General features: G+C 59.3%; 16 protein-coding genes. 9 read left to right on the forward strand and 7 right to left on the reverse strand.

What is annotated here, in order from left to right; translation table 11 throughout:
* Positions 1-404: 404 nt before the first annotated feature.
* Positions 405-5,909 carry a glutamate synthase-related protein gene (locus ATU_RS00695; protein ID WP_035256044.1) on the forward strand — a complete coding sequence of 1,835 codons (5,505 nt, stop codon included), beginning with the start codon at positions 405-407 and terminating at the stop codon, positions 5,907-5,909.
* Complete coding sequence (locus tag ATU_RS00700; protein ID WP_010970681.1) at positions 5,906-7,675, forward strand: sulfite reductase subunit alpha; 1,770 nt, start codon at positions 5,906-5,908, stop codon at positions 7,673-7,675. Before ATU_RS00695 ends, ATU_RS00700 begins: the two co-directional genes overlap by 4 nt.
* A 38-nt stretch (positions 7,676-7,713) precedes the next feature.
* Here the strand turns inward: ATU_RS00700 and ATU_RS00705 are convergent, their stop codons facing one another.
* The 5 genes from ATU_RS00705 to fabA form a co-directional block, all read right to left on the reverse strand.
* On the reverse strand, positions 7,714-8,307 hold the full coding sequence (locus ATU_RS00705) for a TadE/TadG family type IV pilus assembly protein (protein ID WP_006309970.1): 594 nt from the start codon (positions 8,305-8,307) through the stop codon (positions 7,714-7,716).
* Positions 8,304-8,900, reverse strand: coding sequence for a TadE/TadG family type IV pilus assembly protein (locus ATU_RS00710; protein WP_010970683.1), 597 nt, complete (start codon positions 8,898-8,900; stop codon positions 8,304-8,306). Before ATU_RS00710 ends, ATU_RS00705 begins: the two co-directional genes overlap by 4 nt.
* A 184-nt stretch (positions 8,901-9,084) precedes the next feature.
* Positions 9,085-9,891: an enoyl-ACP reductase FabI gene (fabI, locus tag ATU_RS00715; RefSeq protein WP_010970684.1), complete on the reverse strand. Its 807-nt coding sequence runs from the start codon at positions 9,889-9,891 to the stop codon at positions 9,085-9,087.
* Positions 9,892-9,897: 6 nt separating this feature from the next.
* Positions 9,898-11,121 carry a beta-ketoacyl-ACP synthase I gene (gene fabB / locus ATU_RS00720; protein WP_010970685.1) on the reverse strand — a complete coding sequence of 408 codons (1,224 nt, stop codon included), beginning with the start codon at positions 11,119-11,121 and terminating at the stop codon, positions 9,898-9,900.
* A gap of 75 nt (positions 11,122-11,196) precedes the next feature.
* Positions 11,197-11,712 (reverse strand): 3-hydroxyacyl-[acyl-carrier-protein] dehydratase FabA, encoded by a 516-nt coding sequence (fabA, locus tag ATU_RS00725; RefSeq protein WP_006309974.1) that lies wholly within the window; start codon positions 11,710-11,712, stop codon positions 11,197-11,199.
* Between the two features lie 317 nt (positions 11,713-12,029).
* On the opposite strand from fabA, the gene irrA reads away from it, so the two are divergent.
* On the forward strand, positions 12,030-12,449 hold the full coding sequence (irrA, locus tag ATU_RS00730) for an iron response transcriptional regulator IrrA (RefSeq protein WP_006309975.1): 420 nt from the start codon (positions 12,030-12,032) through the stop codon (positions 12,447-12,449).
* Between the two features lie 75 nt (positions 12,450-12,524).
* Here irrA and ATU_RS00735 read toward each other — a convergent pair whose 3' ends face one another.
* Positions 12,525-13,163, reverse strand: coding sequence for a trimeric intracellular cation channel family protein (locus tag ATU_RS00735; RefSeq protein WP_006309976.1), 639 nt, complete (start codon positions 13,161-13,163; stop codon positions 12,525-12,527).
* A 78-nt stretch (positions 13,164-13,241) separates the two neighbouring features.
* Between ATU_RS00735 and ATU_RS00740 the strand changes: the two genes are divergently transcribed.
* Entirely contained in the window at positions 13,242-13,760 is a 519-nt protein-coding gene (locus ATU_RS00740) for a hypothetical protein (RefSeq protein ID WP_010972625.1), read from the forward strand.
* 12 nt (positions 13,761-13,772) lie between these two features.
* Here ATU_RS00740 and ATU_RS00745 read toward each other — a convergent pair whose 3' ends face one another.
* Positions 13,773-14,483: a YoaK family protein gene (locus tag ATU_RS00745; RefSeq protein ID WP_010970687.1), complete on the reverse strand. Its 711-nt coding sequence runs from the start codon at positions 14,481-14,483 to the stop codon at positions 13,773-13,775.
* A gap of 206 nt (positions 14,484-14,689) precedes the next feature.
* On the opposite strand from ATU_RS00745, the gene ATU_RS00750 reads away from it, so the two are divergent.
* The 5 genes from ATU_RS00750 to exbB all read left to right on the forward strand — a co-directional run bounded on the left by ATU_RS00750 (position 14,690) and on the right by exbB (position 19,388).
* A complete protein-coding gene (locus ATU_RS00750) occupies positions 14,690-15,631 on the forward strand; it encodes an ABC transporter substrate-binding protein (RefSeq protein WP_035256048.1) in 942 nt (313 codons plus the stop codon).
* Between the two features lie 138 nt (positions 15,632-15,769).
* Positions 15,770-16,543 (forward strand): ABC transporter permease, encoded by a 774-nt coding sequence (locus ATU_RS00755; protein WP_006309981.1) that lies wholly within the window; start codon positions 15,770-15,772, stop codon positions 16,541-16,543.
* A complete protein-coding gene (locus ATU_RS00760) occupies positions 16,543-17,328 on the forward strand; it encodes an ABC transporter ATP-binding protein (RefSeq protein ID WP_010970689.1) in 786 nt (261 codons plus the stop codon). Before ATU_RS00755 ends, ATU_RS00760 begins: the two co-directional genes overlap by 1 nt.
* 34 nt (positions 17,329-17,362) lie before the next feature.
* Positions 17,363-18,100, forward strand: a complete 738-nt coding sequence (hutC, locus tag ATU_RS00765) for a histidine utilization repressor (protein WP_010970690.1) — start codon at positions 17,363-17,365, stop codon at positions 18,098-18,100.
* Positions 18,101-18,293: 193 nt separating this feature from the next.
* The gene (exbB, locus tag ATU_RS00770) at positions 18,294-19,388 is read left to right on the forward strand and encodes a tonB-system energizer ExbB (RefSeq protein ID WP_035256051.1); all 1,095 of its coding nucleotides are present in this window, start codon (positions 18,294-18,296) and stop codon (positions 19,386-19,388) included.

Here is a 19,388-nt window from a genome sequence, read left to right on the forward strand (position 1 = left end):
CCCGGCAATTTAACAATCCCTGCAGCCTTCGCGCCGCGGAATCCTGTCGGATTTCGCGGCGTTTTTGTTTTTTTATTGCGTGACCGCGATTTTAATCTTGACTCGCCACATCATGAAATATTATGTAAGTAATACTGACATAATTCAGTGTGTCTTATTGCCGGAATGCCGGTCACCAGGGAACGCGATGCGAACGACGACGATCATTATTTGCGAGAAAGCGGCCATTGCCGCCACGCCGCTTGACGGCCGCAAAACGACCGTTCGCGCCATTAAACGCCGATAGCCAAAAAAAGAGGAGCAGCCAGGTCGCCTGCGGCTCCGCCCGCAGAGTGCCGGCTGACGCGCCGGGTTTCGGGAAAGAGGGCGATGCCGCGCGAAATGCGCAACGAAGGGAGAGTGCCTTGAGTGTGACGGAGCAAAAATTCGGCCTTTACGATGCGGCTTTTGAAAAAAGCAGCTGTGGTGTCGGTTTCATCACCCGCAAGGACGGCGTGCAGACACATGATGTGCTCAAGCGCGGTCACGAGGCGCTCTGTGCCGTGCCGCATCGCGGTGGCATGTCGGCCGAAGGCGTGGGTGATGGTGCGGGCGTGTCGCTGGACCTCTCGCTCTCCTTTTTCCGAGAGCTGACAGGCGACGCTGCCCTACCGGCCGGGCGGTTCGGCGTCGGCAATTTTTTTCTGCCGCAGAACCCGGCTTTCCACGGTGAGGCCGTCGGCATCATCGGCAATGCTCTGAAAGAGCAGGGGTTCTCGGTCCTGCTGGTCCGTGATGTGCCCGTCAATGATACGGCCATCCGTCCCGCCGCAATCCCTTACCAGTTACCGATCCGCCAATGGGTCTTTTCAGCTCCGGTGGAATGCGCAACCCTTGCCGAATTCGACTGGCGTATCCACAAGGCTCTGCTCGCCATCGAAGCGCTTGCCTATACCGTGCCGGATCTTGCCGGTTTTTACCCGCTGTCGCTCAGCGCGCGCACGCAGGTCCTTAAGGGGCGTCTGAACTCTCAGGAGGTCATGCCCTACTTCTGCGACCTCACCGATCCGCGTCATAAAGTGCATACGATGTATTTCCACACGCGGTTTTCCACCAATACCGATCCGCACCCTTCCATGGCGCAGCCCTTCCGCCTGATGGCGCATAATGGCGAACTCAACACCGACAAGAAAAACCGTCTTTCGGAAGCGGCTGTGGCGCTGGCGAAGAATGCCAGCATCGTCAGGCCCAAAGGCCAGTCGGACAGCTGCCGTCTGGACCAGACATTGCAGGCGCGGGTGATGGAGGATGGCCTCGACCTCGTCACCGCCGTGGTCTCGATGATGCCGCCGGCCTGGGAAAACGACGACACCCTGTCGCCGGGCGTGAAGTCGATGCTGGAATATTTCTCGCTATATGAGGAAAAGAATGACGGCCCGGCCGCGCTGATTTTCGGCGACGGCACCATCATCGGCGCACGGCTTGATCGCCTCGGCCTGCGCCCGCTGCGGACCGTCGAGACAGACGATTATCTCTGCGTCATGTCGGAGGCGGGGCAGATCGCCTTTCCTGCCGAAAGCGTCATCCGCCGCGGCCGCATCGAGGCGGGTGGCATGCTGTATTACGACCACACTGAGCGTCGCGCCTTTTCCACGGTCGAGGCGCTGGAGCTTCTGGCCTCGCGACGGGACTACTCGTCGCTGCTGTCTGATGCGCGCGTGATGCTTGGTGATCTGCCGGAGGTGCCCGCTGACAAGCAAGGATCACCGCTTCGCTACAATGGCGATCTGGAACGGCACCAGCGTTATGTCGCCTATTCGCACAATCAGGAAAGCTTCAAATTCCTGATGGACCCGATGCTGGCCTCTGGTGCGGAAAAAATCTCGGCCATGGGTTATGGCAATGCCATCAATGCGCTTTCCGATCAGGAAGGCGGGGTGGCCAAATATTTCTCGCAGCGTTTCGCGCAGGTCACCAATCCGCCGCTCGACAGCATTCGCGAGGCTGATGGGATGACGCTGCGGGTGGCTCTCGGCGCAAAGCCGAACAGCGGCGCGAAGAAGGCCCGCCAGATCGTCGTGCGCTCCCCGATCCTGACCCACCTCGACATGCTGCGTATTCGCGAACAGCCCGAGACGCCCGTTCGTCGTTTCGAAATGCTTTATACGCCGGTCTTCGATGCGGAGGATGCCAATGAAGCGGCTCTCCGACAGGCCATCGACGGTCTCTGCGGTGAGGTCGTGGCTTTCGCGGCGGAGGAAGGCGGCATCGCCGTTGTCACCGACCGGCACGTTTCGGCCGGCCGCGCGGCCTTGCCGATGATCATGGTCGTTTCCGCCATCAATCAGCGGCTGATCGAGGAAGGCCTGCGGCTGCGTATCTCCCTGATCGTCGAAAGCGGGCAGTTTTCCTCCTCGCATCACATTGCAGCCGGCCTCGGCTTTGGAGCTTCAGCCGTCTATCCGCTCGGCGTGCAGTTCCGTGCTGAAGAGAAGTTTGGCGCCGATGCCGACAAGGCCTTCAAGCGCTTCGCCAAGGCGGCAGAAAAGTCGCTGATGAAGACCATGGGCAAGGTCGGGCTGTGTACCGCGGAAAGTTATATCGGCGGCGAATTCTTCGAGCCGAATTTCCTCGATACCAGCGATCCGGTGCTGAAGCGTTATTTCCCGAATGTGAAGACCCCGGTCGGTGGCGTCACCTTCGCCGTCATCGCACAGGCAGTCGCCGACTGGCACCGCAAGGCGCTGTCGGTGAAAGGCGAAAACGACATTCCGCTGCTCGGTCTCTTCAAAGAACGTGCCGAAGGTGCCGGCCACTCCTATGGCACGACGGCGGTTCGCGGCTTCGTTGATATGACGGAGGAAAAGATCGGTTTCGACAAGGGGACCGAGAACGAGGAGGCATTGCGCCTACTGCCGCTAAACCGGCTGGAGGATGCCTTCGGTCTCAACGATGCTGCCTATTATCACAACAGTTTCGACAGGCTGACCCCTGACGCAATCGACGCATTCGAGGTAACGCCCGGTTACCGCGCCTTTTCCCGCATGATGGCGGAAGAAAGAGCGCGCCGCCCTGCCGCCCTGCGTGATGTTCTGGAACTACCGGCCGACGTGACCTTCGCCGGTTCGGCCGAAGAGTTCCGCCGGGAAATGGGCCGTTTTTGCAGGCATGGAAATAACAGCTTCATGGTGCGCGGCTTGCGCTGTGACGAGGCGGCAGACGGCTCGTTCCGGCTACAGTTGATCGGCCCGCACGGTCATGAACTTGCCCGCCTCGCCGCACTCGGCCAGTCGCTGCTCGACCGTTTTGATGACGATATCGCCGGCCATTGGCTGGAAGGCGGCGCGCTCATGGTTCAGGCAAAGGGTGAGGCCTTCGCCTATATGTCGCTTATCCGCACCGCACCGAACAGCATTCCGCTTGAGACGGTGCAGAAGGCGAGCGAGATCACCAAGACGCTGGCATCGGGCGCCATGAGCCACGGCGCGCTTGTCGCCGCTGCCCATGAGGCGGTGGCGCATGGCACCAACATGGTTGGCGGCATGTCCAATTCGGGTGAGGGCGGCGAGCATATCTCCCGTTACGGCACCATCCGCGCCTCGCGCATCAAGCAGTTCGCCTCCGGCCGCTTCGGTGTCTGGGCCGGTTATCTTGCCGATCCAATGCTGGAGGAAATCGAGATCAAGATCGGCCAGGGCGCAAAGCCCGGAGAAGGCGGACAGTTGCCATCGCCGAAGGTGACGGTGGAAATCGCCGCCGCACGCGGTGGCACGCCCGGCGTCGAACTCGTTTCGCCGCCGCCGCATCACGATACCTATTCGATCGAAGATCTGGCCCAGCTCATCCACGATGCCAAGGCAGCGCGCGTGCGGGTCATCGTCAAGCTCGTCTCTTCGGAAGGCATCGGCACGATTGCGGTAGGCGTCGCCAAGGCGGGCGCAGATGTCATCAACGTCGCAGGCAATACCGGCGGCACGGGCGCGGCAGCCGTCACCAGCTTGAAATATACCGGCCGCGCGGCGGAAATCGGCATCGCCGAGGTGCATCAGGCGCTCTGCGCCACCGGCCTGCGCGCCAAGGTGCTGTTGCGCTGCTCCGGCGCCCACCAGACTGCGAGCGACGTGGTGAAGTCGGCCCTTCTAGGCGGCGACAGCTTTGAATTCGGCACCACGGCGCTGATGATGCTGAAATGCGTCATGGCGAAGAACTGCAACATCAAATGCCCGGCCGGCCTTACCACCAATCAGGAAGCCTTTAACGGCGACCCGAGGGCGCTGGCGCAATATCTCATGAACATCGCCCATGAGACGCGCGAGATTCTGGCAGGTCTAGGTCTGCGCTCCTTGCGGGAAGCCAGGGGCCGCTCCGATCTTCTTCACCTCCTCGATCATCCGGCGAGCGTCGGCCAGCTTGACCTCCGGGCAATGCTTGCCGTGGTCGAGGAGGTGAAGATCGACAACCCGGTCTATATGGAAAAGGACTTTGCGCTGGACGACGCCTTCATCGAACTTGTGCGTTCGGCTCTGGTCGACAGCAGGCGCGAAAACATCGAGCTTGGCGGCAACCGTTTCCTCAACAATTGCAACAAGAGCGTCGGCGGCCAGCTTGCTGTCGATATCGAACGGATGTTGAACCACGAACTTTCCGATGAGCAGCTGGATGCGCTGCCGGCCGTCAAGCGGGATAGCCGTGGTCGCCGTTTTCTGGAAGCGGGTTCAGTGCGCATTGATACGTCAGGTTCCGCCGGTCAGTCGTTCGGCGCTTTCTGCAATGACGGCATGATCATGGTCCACACCGGCACCTGCAACGACGGCGTCGGCAAGAGCGCCTGCGGCGGCACGATTGTCGTGCGTTCCCCCGGCGGCGGATCGAAGGAGACTGGTGGCAATGTGCTGGTCGGCAATTTTGCACTGTTCGGCGCCACCGGCGGCCGTACCTTCGTGGAAGGGCAGGCGGGCGACCGGTTCGCCGTGCGTAACTCCGGCGCGACCGCCGTGGTCGAAGGCGTTGGCGATTTCGCCTGCGAATATATGACAAACGGCGCCGTTCTCAACCTTGGCAGTTTCGGCAAAGGGTTCGGTAACGGCATGAGCGGCGGCTTCGTTTATCAATACGATCCCTATGGCGATCTGCCGAAGAAGGTCAGCCATGATTCGATCCTGCTCGGCTCGATCACGGGTGAGGATGAACAGGCCGCCATCCACAATCAGGCCGTTCACCAGCTTCTGACCCTGCATGTCGCGGAAACCGGCTCTGCCAAGGCCGCATGGCTTCTGGAAAACTGGGAAAGCGAGCAGCATAATTTCGCCTATGGCATGCCGCGCGCCCTGCTGCTCTATCAGGACAGTGATGAAATTCTGAAAGCCAAGCCCCGCAAGGAGCTGCTGGAGGAACTGGCCTCTGCGCTTGCCGGCTATCAGCTACGCAAGTTCAAGCTTGCCTATCGTGACCGCAAGGCCGTGCTCAACGGAACGGTGCCGGGTTATGGTGAGACGGACACGGAGGACATGTACGCGCTCATCAACAATTATACCGTGTTGAGCATGGCGCAGGCCATCGCCCTGCAACGGTTGCCGATGGCATCGGGCCCTTCTGATCCCGCCATCGAAAAAGCCGTGCGCAATCTCATCCTCACGGAAGATTACGCACTCATGCAGCGCCTGCTGAAATATGCCCGTGAAGCGCTTTCCGACCATAGCGACCAGCAGCTTGCGGTGATGATCGCCGCCAAACGCCTCGACGACTACAAGCAGGCGCTGGCCCGCCGGAATATCTGGTCGGTGGACAGCCCCGGCACCTATGGCTGGATCATTCAGCAGAACCGGAAAAACATCGAGAAGATCGGCCGTCTGCCGGGCTTCGAGGAGCTTTTCGCCGCGCGCGCCATTCCGGACCTTGCCACCGCATCCAGTCATAGCAGGGCGGCATGATGAAGATACCTTACATTCCACAGGATGCGCCCTTCAACGGAGATCAGCGCGCCTGGCTCGCCGGCTTTCTGGCCGGGCTCCACTCCCGCACCGCCATCGGTCTGGAGACCTCCGTCGCCGCCGCTGCCCCCAAATCGGCGGCCAGCGTGTTGAACATCCTTGTCGGCACCCAGACGGGCAATGCCGAAGCGCTTGCCATGGATATCGCCGCTGCGGCGCGCACTCAGGGCATGCAGCCGGTGGTGACGGCTCTGGATGACGTCTCCATGGACAGCCTCGGCTCCATGAAGCGGGTCATCGTCGTCACTTCGACCTATGGCGAAGGCGAGATGCCTGACAATGCCCAGCTGTTCTGGGAGGCGCTTGCTGCTGACAGCGCGCCGCGGCTGGACGAGATGAATTTCGCCGTACTTGCCTTGGGTGATACCGGTTATGACGGGTTCTGCCAGGCGGGTAAGCTTATCGACACGCGTTTTGAACAGCTCGGCGGCAGGCGCATGAAAGCGCGTATCGACTGCGATATCGACTTTGAGGATGCAGCCGCTGCGTGGATCGGTGAGGCCCTGCCGCTTGCGCTGGCCGTCGATGGCGGCAAGGAAGCCGCTGTCACCATGCCCGACATCGCCGCGCAGCCAACGCGGGCAAAATCGGGCTGGAGCCGCAAGAACCCCTATCCAGCGACGGTAGGCGTTAATCGCCGCCTGTCCGGTTCCGGCTCGTCCAAGGAAATCCGCCACTACGAATTCGATCTCCGCGAAAGCGGGCTCGATTATGAGGCGGGTGACGCGCTTGGTGTTGTTCCGCTTAACAATCCGAAACTGGCCGGCGCGCTTCTCGGCCATTTCGGAGCGGTCGGAGACAGCCAAGTCGCCGGGCTGGACCGGCCGGTTGGCGATGCGCTTCTCAACATCTACGAGATTTCAACGCCCTCACGCGAACTGGTGGCTGAAATCGGCAAGCGCGCTGGGCATGAAGAACTTTCCCATATCCTTGCGAATGGCGACAAGGAGCAGCTGGCCGCCTTTCTCTGGAGCAAGGATATTCTCGACCTGCTCAATCTAGGCGGAAAGCCGCTCTTCGAGCTTGCCGAATTCGTCACCTTCCTGAAACCCTTGCAGCACCGCGCCTATTCCATCTCCTCAAGCCCTCTGCTTGCGAAAGACAGCGTGCATCTGACGATCGCCAGCGTGCGGTATCGCGCCGAGGGCCGGGAGCGTGGCGGCGTATGCTCCACCTATCTCGCAGATCGGGTGGAGGCTGGGCAGAGCGCCGGTATTTTCGTTTCGCCCAACAAGGCATTCCGTGTCCCGCAGGACGATAATGCGCCTGTTATCATGGTTGGACCGGGCACGGGTATTGCGCCGTTTCGGGCCTTTTTGCAGGAACGGCAGGCACGCGGCGCCAGGGGCAAGAACTGGCTGTTTTTCGGCGACCAGCACCGGCAATCGGACTTCATCTATGAAAACGAACTTGGCGACATGAGCCGCGACGGCGTGCTGACACGCCTCGACCTTGCTTTTTCACGGGATCAGGCGGAGAAAATCTATGTCCAGACCCGCATGCGGCAGAACGGTAAGGCGCTTTATCAATGGCTGGAGGAGGGCGGTTATTTCTACGTCTGCGGCGATGCGACCCGTATGGCCAAGGATGTCGATGACGCCCTGCACAGCATCATAAGCGATGAGGCCGGCATCTCCGCCGAGGCCGCAAGCGACTATGTCAACCGGCTAAAGCGTGAAAAACGCTATCTGCGCGACGTCTATTAGACCCAACCGTAAAAGGGGCCGCCGGAGCACCGATTGCCTCAGCAATTGGTGCAGGCGGTCTCGGCGTCACGCTGCTTGAAGAAATAATCCCTGCCGATCGTGATCGACTTTGTGCCGGATGAGGCGACATCAGGCATGAACATCAGCAATTCATGTGGGACGGAAAGTTCCACATGAATGAGGAAGCTGTCTTGCACCAGCAGGCGCGTCGGAACGGTGACCACTGATCCCACCGCATAGGGTCTCAGATTCTTCTCATCCCAGGACCAGGTGATTTTTGCCTGTTTTTGCGCGTCGATCTTGATGCCGCTGATCTTCAGTTTCAGGCCCTTGGTACTGTAGGGCGCAAAAACCGCGGCTGCGACATCCTGCATGCCTGTGAGGTAGGTTTTGTCGACGGAACCTGTTTTTGATATCAGGTCGTTGATGGTGGCGGCCGCACTGCTTGCCCGCTTGTAGGTATTGTAGCCGATCGTCAACTCGAAAGAGGTCAGATAAAGCGCGAGCAATATCGGGAAGACGATGGCGAATTCCACCGCGCCCACGCCCCGGCTATCTCCGGCAAAGCGTGAAACGAGCGCGATCAGACGCCGCCTGCCGCTTGCCGCAACCAAGACAAGCCTTTCCATCATGCCCCCCCGCCTGTGATGTATTTCTCGCTCATGAACGCACTCGTCGCGACGATGAGGAAATGGGAGGGCATCGATCCGTCGGCGGGGCGTATTTTGGTGAGATAGGGTCGGATGATATCGGCGACCACACGCCAGCGATAATAGACGCGCAACATGTTGATGGTTTCCGGTCCGCCTGGCTTGAAACCGAACTGGGCCGTATCGAGATCGTAATATTCGCCATAGGCTTTCAGGGGTATCGTGGTCGGAATATCCTTGAAGGCGGTAAAAGAGCGAAGGTCGACATACAGTTTCTCTTCTTTTTTGATCTCGTCTTCCGAGCAGGCGATCATCACAGAAACTTCGTTGCAGAAACTCCTGCGAAAATCCTCTTTCGTAATCGAGCTGCTGATCTGCCCGGTGCGCAGACGCCGCGACATGGTCTCGGTGGCGTTGGCGACGACCTGTTCCGCCATGAGGGCGATGAAGGTCTCGATGATCGCAAAAACGACGAGGAAATAAGGAATGGCCAGGATCGCGAATTCGATGGCTGCTGTCCCGTCACGGGAGAACCCGAATTTTTCCAGCAATGGCTTCAGTCTGGCCAGTCGCATGAGGTGGTGTCGATCTCTAAGAATATGCGGCAAGCGCAACCGTTGAATTTGTTGCGGACCATAACCACCCCATGTTTAAATTCAGTTACTTCGATAAACTATACTTTAGTGATTTCCAAAATTGATACGGCGCATAAAAAAGCCCGGCACATGGCCGGGCTTTTGTCGAATATCAGAAGACGACTTATTCCGCGTCTGCCTTGGACAGAACCTCAAGCGTGGGCGTCGAGGTGATATTGTAACCGCAATCCACGTAATGACATTCGCCGGTCACGCCGCGCGACAGGCTGGACAGCAGGTAAAGTGCGGAGCCGCCGATGTCGTCGATGTCAGCCGTTCGCCGCAACGGTGCGTTTTTCTGGTTCCACGCGTAAATTGCGCGCGCATCCGAAATGCCGGCACCCGCCAGCGTGCGGACCGGGCCGGCCGAGATGGCGTTGACGCGGATATCGCGCGGGCCGTAATCGGCGGCGAGATAACGCACGGATGCCTCGAGAGCCGCCTTGGCGACGCCCATGACGTTGTAGTTTGGAATGACGCGCTGCGAACCATTATAGGTCAGCGTCAGCATGGAGCCGCCATTGGTCATCAGTTCAGCGGCGCGCTTGGCGATTTCCGTGAAGGAGAAACAGGAAATGACCATGGTGCGGCTGAAATTCTCGCGCGTCGTGTTGGCGTAGAGACCCTTCAGCTCGTTCTTGTCGGAAAAGCCGATGGCGTGCACGACGAAATCCAGCGCGCCCCATTTTTCGCGGATCGTCGCAAAAAGCGCATCCACAGAAGCGATATCCTCGACATCGCAAGGTACGATGAAGTCCGAGCCCAGTTCCGCGGCGAGCGGTTTCACGCGCTTGCCAAGCGCTTCACCCTGATAGGTGAAGGCCAGTTCCGCGCCCTGTGCCGCAAGTGCCTTGGAAATACCCCAGGCGATCGAGTGATTGTTAGCGACGCCCATGATGAGGCCGCGCTTACCTTGCATGATGCCGTTCATGGGCAATTATCCGTTATGACGCTGGAAGACGAGCGTGGCGTTGGTGCCGCCGAAGCCGAAGGAATTGGAAAGGATGGTGTCGATCTTGGCGTCGTCGATGCGGCTGCGAACAATCGGAACGCCCGCAAATTCCGGATCGAGTTCGGAAATATGCGCGCTTTCGCCGATGAAACGTTCCTGCATCATCAACAGGCCGTAGATCGATTCCTGCACGCCAGCAGCACCAAGCGAATGGCCGGTGAGCGACTTGGTCGACTGGATATGCGGAATCTTGTCGCCGAAGACTTCGCGGATCGCGCCGATTTCCTTGCTGTCGCCAACCGGCGTGGAGGTGCCGTGGGTGTTGATGTAGTCAATGTCACCCTTGACGGTGGCAAGCGCCTGACGCATGCAGCGGATCGCGCCTTCGCCTGAAGGAGCCACCATGTCGTAACCATCAGAGGTTGCGCCATAACCGACGATCTCGGCGTAAATCTTGGCGCCGCGCGCCTTGGCATGTTCCAGTTCTTCGAGAACCAGCACGCCTGCACCGCCGGCGATCACGAAACCGTCGCGGTTGACGTCATAGGCGCGCGAGGCGACGCCGGGTGTTTCATTGTATTTGGACGACATTGCGCCCATGGCGTCGAAGAGGTTGGACATCGACCAGTCGAGATCCTCATGGCCGCCCGCAAACATCACGTCCTGTTTGCCCCACTGGATCATCTCGGCGGCGTTGCCGATGCAATGCGCCGAGGTGGAGCAGGCCGACGAGATCGAATAGTTGACGCCGTGGATCTTGAACCAGGTCGCGAGCGTGGCCGAGGCGGTCGATGACATGGCCTTCGGCACGGCGAAGGGGCCGATGCGCTTCGGGCTGTTGTTCTTGAGCGTAATATCGGCGGCTTCGACGATGGTGCGGGTGGAAGGGCCGCCCGAACCCATGATGATGCCAGTGCGCTCATTGCCGCTGATATCGCTCTCTTCGAGACCGGAATCGGCGATCGCCTGCTTCATGGCCACATGGTTCCACGCGCCACCCTGCGACAGGAAGCGCATGGCGCGGCGGTCGACCAGATCGGTCGGGTCGAGAGAGGGCTTGCCCCAGACCTGGCATTTGAAACCGTGCTCGGCAAAATCCGGCGAAAATGAAATGCCGGACTTGGCTTGGCGCAGCGACGCGGTGACCTCAGCGGCATCACCGCCGATGGAGGAAACAATACCGAGGCCGGTGACAACAACTCGTCTCATGAAAGGGACCTTTTCTTAAGATTTCGGCCGGACGACCGAAGCCGCCCGGCGTTTGTCTGAACTATTCCGTCTGCCTCAGGCAGCCTTTTCCTTGGACAGGCCGACCCGAAGGTCCGAAGCCTGATATATGGTTTCGCCATCCGCCTTCAGCCAGCCATCGGCAGTGCCAAGCACCAGCCGGCCACGCATCACGCGCTTGAAATCAATACCATACTGAAGCAGCTTGGTGTTAGGGCGTACCATGCCCTTGAACTTCACTTCGCCGGTGGAAAGCGCCATGCCGCGGCCTTCTTCGCCCAGCCAGCCGAGGAAGAAACCGGTCAGCTGCCACATGCCGTCAAGTCCGAGGCAACCCGGCATGATCGGGTTGCCCTGGAAGTGGCAGGGGAAATACCAGTCGTCGGGGCTGACATCGTATTCGGCGCGGATGAAACCCTTGTCGAAGGCGCCGCCGGTTTCGGAAATTTCGGTGATCCGGTGAACCATGAGCATGGGGGGCAATGGGAGCTGGGCATTTCCCGGGCCGAACAATTCGCCGCGACCGCAGGACAGGATCTCCTCGTAGTTGTAACTTGATTGCCTGGTTGCCATACCGCTTTCACTTCCCCAATCACTGGTGTTGAACGACTTCACTAGAGCAAGTTAGGTTCAAAATGAAGCGCTGCAAGGGCAGAGGCCGCTCCGGCCCCATTCTTTGTCTTCAGAACCTTCTTTGCAGAAGTCATTACCTCAATATGCCGTCCGCATACAGGAACCATCCGGCTGGAACCAGAGGAAATTTGCAGGAATAGCCGGTTTACAACCATTTGCGACACTCGGCGACGCTGAAACTATTGAAAGCATTCCCTGCAAAAGATATATGCTATTGCAATTGACGGGTTTCATATCTCTGTTTGGAACGGGATTGCATGGCATTTGACGCCACATTGGATATCGGAACGAGGCTGCGGCGCTCTGGGCTGCGGCCAACGCGCCAGCGCGTTGCTTTGGGTGATCTTCTTTTCGCAAAGGGCGATCGCCACCTGACGGTCGAGGAGCTGCATGACGAGGCGGTCACCGCCGGCGTGCCCGTTTCTCTCGCCACGGTCTACAACACGCTGCATCAGTTCACTGAAGCCGGCCTGATCCGCGTTCTTGCCGTGGAAGGTGCCCGCACCTACTTCGATACAAACGTTTCGGATCACCATCACTTCTTCGTGGAGGGTGAGAACGAGGTTCTCGATATTCCCATCAACAATCTCCAGATCGACAATCTGCCGGAAGCGCCAGAGGGCATGGAAATCGCCCACGTGGACGTGGTCATCCGCCTTCGTCGCAAGCGCGGTTGACGTTTTTGTCTGGTATAGAATGTGAAAATGGCGCCCCTGGGCGCCATCTCTGTTTTCAGCGGTCATTTCTATATATCACTTCATGACGTCTTCCGGCCGTCTGCCCGGTTTGCCCTTATAGGGCGGGAAGGTCCATCCGAAGATCAGCGCGCCGGATCGGACGCAGAAGGCCGTCAGGAAACCCGCCGCTGATGCGGCATAGAGCGGTGCGCCGAAGAAATAGACGACAATGAAGATGGAAGAGCCCAAAAGCGCGCAGGTGATGTAGATTTCCGGGCGCAGCAGAACCGACGGCTCTCCGGCCATAATATCGCGCAAAACACCACCGAACGTCGCCGTCAGAACACCTGTGACGATGGCGACGGTTGCCGAGCCGCTTGCAGCGAGACCTTTGGCTGCTCCCATGACGCAATAGGCGGAAAGGCCGAGCGCATCAAGCCAGATCAATACCCGATAACGGGATTCGAAAAGATGCGCGGTAAAGAACAGCAGAACCGCGACCGAGACACAGACGAGAATATAGGTGGGGTTTATCACCCAGAACACCGGCGTTCTGCCCAGCACGAGATCGCGAACCGTGCCGCCGCCAATGCCGGTCGCCGCCGCGAAGAACAGGAAGCCGATCAGGTCGAGCTGCTTGCGTGAGGCGGCCAAGGCGCCGGTTGCGGCAAAGACGGCGACACCGGCATAATCGAGAAAACCCAGCAGCGTCATGAAAAGGTTCCCCCCAGAAAGACGGCCCGCAAACACGTCAGTGTCGCGCAAGCACTAAACTCTAGGCTGACCGCCCGGATGATCGCAACATCCATAACCGAAACGGATGCAAAGGAAAATGCCGTGCGAATCGCTCTCGTTGCCGCTCTTCAGGCGCTGGTCCTCTTGATGTTTCCGGTAGCGCTCTCGGCGCAGCAGCAGCTGGTGAGCGACCCGGAGATTTACGAGAAGGATCATTTCCGCAATGAGTGCAAGGTGGCGGCCTTTGGCGATGATTTCGTCACGCGGCTGGATATCAACAATGACGGCCTGATGGATGCCGTCGTCAATCACGGCGTTCTGGATTGCGACGGAGAAAAGGGCCGTAGCTGCGACGACGAAGGATGCCCCTATAATTTCTACGTCCAGGTCAAAGAGGGTGGTTATCTGATGATCGCCACCGCCCGGATCTACAGCTATGATTTCATCAAGCGGTTCGGAAACATGGTTTTTGTGCTGAAGATGCATCCGCGTTATTGCGAGCGCACCGATAAGGAACCCTGCCTGATGACGGTGCGGGTCCGCGGCACGAAATTCGTGACGATTTCGCGAAAGTGACGGTGCGGTCCGTCAAGGCGCGATGCGCCTGATCCGGACCCTTTGATTATAGCGGTGGCGCAGCGAACGCGGAATGACCAAGGTGGCGACGGCGACCGCAAAAACGGTTGCCGCAACCACCCACAGGGCGCCGGACTGTAGCGTGACGCCCAATACGGCCCCGCAGATTGCCCCGCTGATCATGCCGAGCCAGGGCACGATCTGAATGCCCCAATCGAGACTTCGCTCCCCCAGAAGAAAGCGGCCGATGCCACGCCCGAAACGGGAAAGGGCGCCGGTAACATAAGTGAGGCCGATTGGCAGGCCCTCAATATGCTCAACGGCCGCGTTGACCATGCCCATGGCGAAAACCACAAGATAAAACTGTGTCAGGGCGAAAGCGTCGCCGCGCAGCAAGGCGGCAATCGCCACCAGCAACCCCACGCCCACAAGAACGGCAAGGATGCTCCGGTCGAATTTATGCGCAACCACGATGCCCCCGGCATTGCCCGCCACAAAAGCGACGATCGCGAAAAGCAGTTTCGCGGCATGGGAATAAACGCCCGCTTCCAGTGAGATGGCCGCACGGGTGGTGTTGCCAGTCATGAAGGAAACGAAATCGCCGGACAGATGAAGACCCACCGCATCCGTCATTCCGGCGATGAATGAAATGGCGGCGACAAGCGCAATACCGGTGCCGGTGCGCCTTGCCCTGATGATGTTACGGCGTCTCTGTCTGGTCATGGAAAGACTCGATATAGAAAACAGCGGGCCGATGCGCCTGGCTGTGTTATCCTATGTCTAGAATGCCGGGCGGTCCGTTTGCAATCTTTCTGGAAGCGTTTCAGTACCTCTATTTTGTCTAGACAAATGTAAAATCCCTGCCTAGCATGCCTCAAATAAAGCGAAAAAAATATCGCACAAAAATAAATCAAAAAGGGGTTCCGATCATGAAAAGAACATGGGTTATCGCCGCAATCGCGACGCTTGTTTCGTCTGCTTCCGCCTATGCCGAAACGGCCGTGACCATCGGCATGTCCGGCTGGACCGGCTTTGCACCGCTGACGCTTGCCAAGCAGGCCGGCATTTTCGAAAAGAACGGCCTGAAGGTCGATATCAAGAAGATACCCCAGGCCAGCCGCCATCTCGCCCTTGCTTCCGGTGACATTCAGTGCGCGGCCACGACGGTGGAAACATGGATCGCTTGGAACGCCAATGGCGTGAAATCCACCCAGATTTTCCAGATGGACAAATCGCACGGTGCCGATGGCATCGCGGTGCGCAGCGATGTCTCTAAGGTCGCGGACCTCAAGGGCAAGACCGTCGCCGCTTCCGCGCCGGGTACCTCCCCTTATTTCTTCCTTGCCTGGATTCTCAAGGAAAACGGCCTGACGCTGAAGGATGTGAAGGTCGTCAACCTTGAGCCGGGACCGGCAGCACAGGCTTTCGTCGCCGGCCAGAATGATGCGGCCATGACCTATGAGCCTTATCTGTCCACCGTGCGTGCCGCACCGGACAAGGGCAAGATTCTCGCCACGACGCTGGATTATCCTGCGGTCATGGATACTTTCGGTTGCACACCGGACTTCCTGAAGGCCAATCCGCAGGCGGCCAAGGCGCTGGCGGACAGTTATTTCCAGGCATTGGAACTCATCAAGGCCGACCCGGAAAAATCCTATGCGACGATGGGCGCGGATGTGAAACAGGCGGGCGAGGCTTTCGCCGCTTCGGCAAAATTCCTCGAATGGCAGGACAAGGCCGCCAACCAGAAATTCTTCGAGGGTGAATTCAAGACGTTCTCCGAAAAGTCGGCGGATCTGCTGCTTGAAATTGGCGTGATAAAGTCGAAACCCGATCTTTCGACACTCGCGGATACGTCTTTCATCAAGTGAGAGAAAAGGCGGCGACAGCCCTGCGGGGAATGCGCAGCCAGTGATAATTTGAGAGCGCCGATTGTGTGCCCTGAAAGGCATGCGGTGCTCTGATGGCGCGGCGAAAGTGCCGCGCCGGTTTTCCGGACAGGCGGTAGAATGCAACCTCTTCAACCCATCAAGAACAGCACGAGGATCATCCTCGGCATCCTGTTCTTCGTGCTGTTTTTCTCGGCCTGGGGCTTTGCCACGCTCGGCGGTTTCGTGTCGCCGACCTTTCTGGCCGATCCGATCACCATGCTCAAGGACGGCATCTATCTGCTGACCGATCAAGGTTTCGCCGGCGATATCGGCATGACCATCTGGCGCGTGGTGGGCGGTTTCGTGCTGGCGTCGCTGATTGCCGTGCCTGTTGGTATCGCCATGGGGGCTTACAAGCCGATCGAGGCGCTGCTTGAGCCCTTCGTGTCCTTTGCGCGCTATCTTCCGGCTTCCGCTTTCGTGCCGCTGCTCATTCTCTGGGCCGGCATCGGCGAAATGCAGAAGCTGCTGGTGATCTTCATCGGTGCCGTCTTCCAGATCATCCTGATGGTGGCCGTGGCGGTTGCCGGCACAAGGCGTGATCTGGTGGAGGCCGCCTATACGCTGGGCGCGAAGGACCGTGGTGTGGTGCGCCGCGTCCTCATTCCCGCAAATGCGCCTGACATTGCCGAAATTCTCCGCCTCGTCCTTGGCTGGGCCTGGACCTATGTCATCGTAGCGGAACTGATCGGCGCTTCCTCGGGCATCGGTTATATGATCATCAACAGCCAGGCGCTGATGGCGACCGGGCAGATCATCTTCGGCATCATCGTCATCGGTGTCATCGGCCTTATCTCGGATTTCGCGTTCAAATCGCTGAACCGGAAGCTTTTCGCATGGAGGCTTGCCTGATGAGCGAACTCGTTATCAAGGGCGTCAGCCGCACTTTTCCGGGCGTGCAGGGCGGTCAGCCGACGCTGGCTCTGCAGCCGACCAATCTGGAAATCCCACGCAATGATTTCGTCACCATCCTCGGGCCATCGGGATGCGGAAAATCGACCTTGCTGCGCATCATCGCCGGCCTCGATCGCCCGACGACTGGCGAGGTGCTGCTGTCCGGCAAGGCGGTGACCGGTCCGGGTGCGGATCGCGGCATGGTGTTCCAGTCCTACACGCTGTTTCCCTGGCTGACGATCCGTGAAAACGTAGCCTTCGGCCTGCGCGAGCGCGGCGTTGCCGAGAAGGAAAAATGGGAGATCGTTGACAGCTATATCGACAAGGTCGGCCTGCGAGGTTTCGAAAACCATTGGCCGAAACAACTGTCCGGCGGCATGCAGCAGAGAACGGCGATTGCCCGTGCCTTGGCGAATGGCCCGAAAATCCTGTTGCTGGACGAGCCTTTCGGCGCCCTCGACAACCAAACGCGCGGCCTGATGCAGGAATTGCTGCTCGGTATATGGGAACGTGAGCAGAAGACGGTCATTTTCGTCACCCATGATATCGAGGAAGCAGTCTTCATGGCCTCGCGTGTCGTGACCATGTCCGCAAGGCCGGGCCGCATCAAGTCGATCACACCGGTCGACCTGCCGCATCCGCGGCACTACACCATCAAGGCCAGTCCGGAGTTTTCCGAGCTGCGGGCGAAACTCACGGAGGAAATACGCAGCGAGGCGATCGCCGCCGCTGCCCATGGATAGCTGATCCGGCAAAGGGGAGGAGAGACGTATCGGGATGAGGAGCACAGGCGCCGATCTTGAGGAAAAATCGCTGCACCAGCGCATCCGTAACGATGTCGAGCGCCACATCATGTCTGGCGAATGGCCGCCGGGATATCGTATTCCCTTCGAACACGAGATGACCCGGCAATATGGCTGTTCGCGTATGACGGTGAACAAGGCGCTTGGTGAACTGGTGCAGCGTGGCCTGATTGAAAGACGCCGGCGTCTCGGCACCTTCGTTCGCCAGCCCCATGCGCAATCCGCCGTGTTGGAAATCCACGATATCGAGCGGGAGGTGCAGGCGATCGGTCTCGTTTACGGCTACCGTCTTGATAAACGACGGCTGCGCCCTGCAGGCAAGGAAGATGGCGCGGCCATGGCGCTTGCCGCCGATGCCCCGGTTCTGGAACTCACCTGCACGCATTTTGCCGGTGGCGTTCCCTTTTGCCTTGAGGAACGCATTGTTAATATCGCCGCCGTTCCCGAGGCGGAGGGTACTGATTTTTCGCAGGTTGGGCCGGGAACCTGGCTGCTGAAGATGGTACCCTGGAGCGCCGCCGAACATCGCATCAGCGCCGTTTCCGCAGATCGCAAAAACGCCGTGGCACTGGGTATTGCCTCCGGGGCGGCCTGTCTGGTCATCGATCGCCGCACCTGGCACGGGGCGGATTACATCACCCGCGTCCGGGTTACCTATCCCGGAGACCGGCATGCGCTGGTTGCGCAGTTTTCACCTTCCCAAAACAGCTGAAACTGCTTGGGGCGATCAATTTTTTGCAAAGAAGAGTTTACGGGTCGTCTTTTGACAATATAATAGTTGTCAAAAGAACTCAGGTTTATTATCGGAACGTCAAGCTTACACGACGGCGTCCGTTGATGGCCCCGGTTTTCAGGACCGGTCAATCTGCGGATGAGTTCATCGACGGAAATCCGGGATAAAAATTATGTCAGCTGAGACCTTCACTTCTTCCGCGTCCTTCACCAAGGCAAACACAAGACGGCATGCCTCCCTTGCCATGGCTGTCACCTTGCTGACGGGCCTGAGTGCCGGTGCGGTGTTTGCTCAGCAGGCCCCTGAAACCCAGATTCAATCCGCGCCACCGACGGAAACGGTTCAGCCTTCACAGGCGCCGGTAGCTCCCGCAACGCCGAGCGCACCAACCGCCGAGCCTTCCCCAACCGCGCAGCCCTCATCGCCCCAGCCTGCGCAGTTCGAGCAACCCGCCCAGACGAACCAGACGCCCGCGCCGAGTGAAACCTCCACCCCGGTAGAAACCGTTAACGCCGAGCCGGCCAGCGCCGAACGTCGCACGGACATTCCGCACAACCTGTCGCCTTGGGGCATGTTCATGGCGGCGGACTGGGTCGTCAAGGGCGTGATGATCGGCCTCGCCTTCGCCTCGCTCGTCACCTGGACGGTCTGGGTGGCGAAATCGATAGAGCTCGCAGGTGCGCGTGTGCGTGCCGGCTCGACGCTCAAGGTCATTCGCCGGGCAAAAACACTTGCTGAGGCCACCGATGCTGTCGAAAACAAGGGTGGGCCCGCCGCGCTGATGCTGCGCATGGCAACCCACGAAATGCAGCTTTCCGATGCGGTGGTGGAGCACACCGATGGCGGCGGCATCAAGGAGCGCGTTTCCTCGGCGCTGTCGCGGATCGAGACCCATGCGGGTCGCCGTATGTCACGCGGAACGGGTGCTCTGGCGACCATCGGTTCCACCGCGCCCTTCGTCGGCCTCTTTGGCACGGTCTGGGGCATCATGAATTCCTTCATCAGCATTTCGGAATCGCAGACCACCAATCTCGCCGTCGTCGCACCCGGTATCGCAGAAGCGCTTCTCGCCACCGCCATCGGTCTTGTCGCAGCCATTCCGGCCGTGGTGATCTACAACGTCTTCGCCCGCTCGATTACCGGATACCGTCATCTGCTGGCGGATGCCGCAGCCGGCGTGGAGCGCCTCGTCAGCCGCGACCTCGATTTTCGCCGCATTCCGCCCGGCAGCACCAGCAAGCCTGCCGTGTCGCTGGTTGGACGGTGA

This window comes from Agrobacterium fabrum str. C58 (assembly GCF_000092025.1).
GTDB lineage: Bacteria > Pseudomonadota > Alphaproteobacteria > Rhizobiales > Rhizobiaceae > Agrobacterium > Agrobacterium fabrum.

Bases quoted from the DNA above. Each gene is read 5' to 3' on its own strand.
- ATU_RS00700 (WP_010970681.1), top strand. From the start codon at position 5,906: ATGATGAAGATACCTTACATTCCACAGGATGCGCCCTTCAACGGAGAT.
- ATU_RS00705 (WP_006309970.1), bottom strand. From the start codon at position 8,307: ATGATGGAAAGGCTTGTCTTGGTTGCGGCAAGCGGCAGGCGGCGTCTG.
- ATU_RS00710 (WP_010970683.1), bottom strand. From the start codon at position 8,900: ATGCGACTGGCCAGACTGAAGCCATTGCTGGAAAAATTCGGGTTCTCC.
- fabI (WP_010970684.1), bottom strand. From the start codon at position 9,891: ATGAACGGCATCATGCAAGGTAAGCGCGGCCTCATCATGGGCGTCGCT.
- fabB (WP_010970685.1), bottom strand. From the start codon at position 11,121: ATGAGACGAGTTGTTGTCACCGGCCTCGGTATTGTTTCCTCCATCGGC.
- fabA (WP_006309974.1), bottom strand. From the start codon at position 11,712: ATGGCAACCAGGCAATCAAGTTACAACTACGAGGAGATCCTGTCCTGC.
- irrA (WP_006309975.1), top strand. From the start codon at position 12,030: ATGGCATTTGACGCCACATTGGATATCGGAACGAGGCTGCGGCGCTCT.
- ATU_RS00735 (WP_006309976.1), bottom strand. From the start codon at position 13,163: ATGACGCTGCTGGGTTTTCTCGATTATGCCGGTGTCGCCGTCTTTGCC.
- ATU_RS00740 (WP_010972625.1), top strand. From the start codon at position 13,242: ATGATCGCAACATCCATAACCGAAACGGATGCAAAGGAAAATGCCGTG.
- ATU_RS00745 (WP_010970687.1), bottom strand. From the start codon at position 14,483: ATGACCAGACAGAGACGCCGTAACATCATCAGGGCAAGGCGCACCGGC.
- ATU_RS00750 (WP_035256048.1), top strand. From the start codon at position 14,690: ATGAAAAGAACATGGGTTATCGCCGCAATCGCGACGCTTGTTTCGTCT.
- ATU_RS00755 (WP_006309981.1), top strand. From the start codon at position 15,770: ATGCAACCTCTTCAACCCATCAAGAACAGCACGAGGATCATCCTCGGC.
- ATU_RS00760 (WP_010970689.1), top strand. From the start codon at position 16,543: ATGAGCGAACTCGTTATCAAGGGCGTCAGCCGCACTTTTCCGGGCGTG.
- hutC (WP_010970690.1), top strand. From the start codon at position 17,363: ATGAGGAGCACAGGCGCCGATCTTGAGGAAAAATCGCTGCACCAGCGC.
- exbB (WP_035256051.1), top strand. From the start codon at position 18,294: ATGTCAGCTGAGACCTTCACTTCTTCCGCGTCCTTCACCAAGGCAAAC.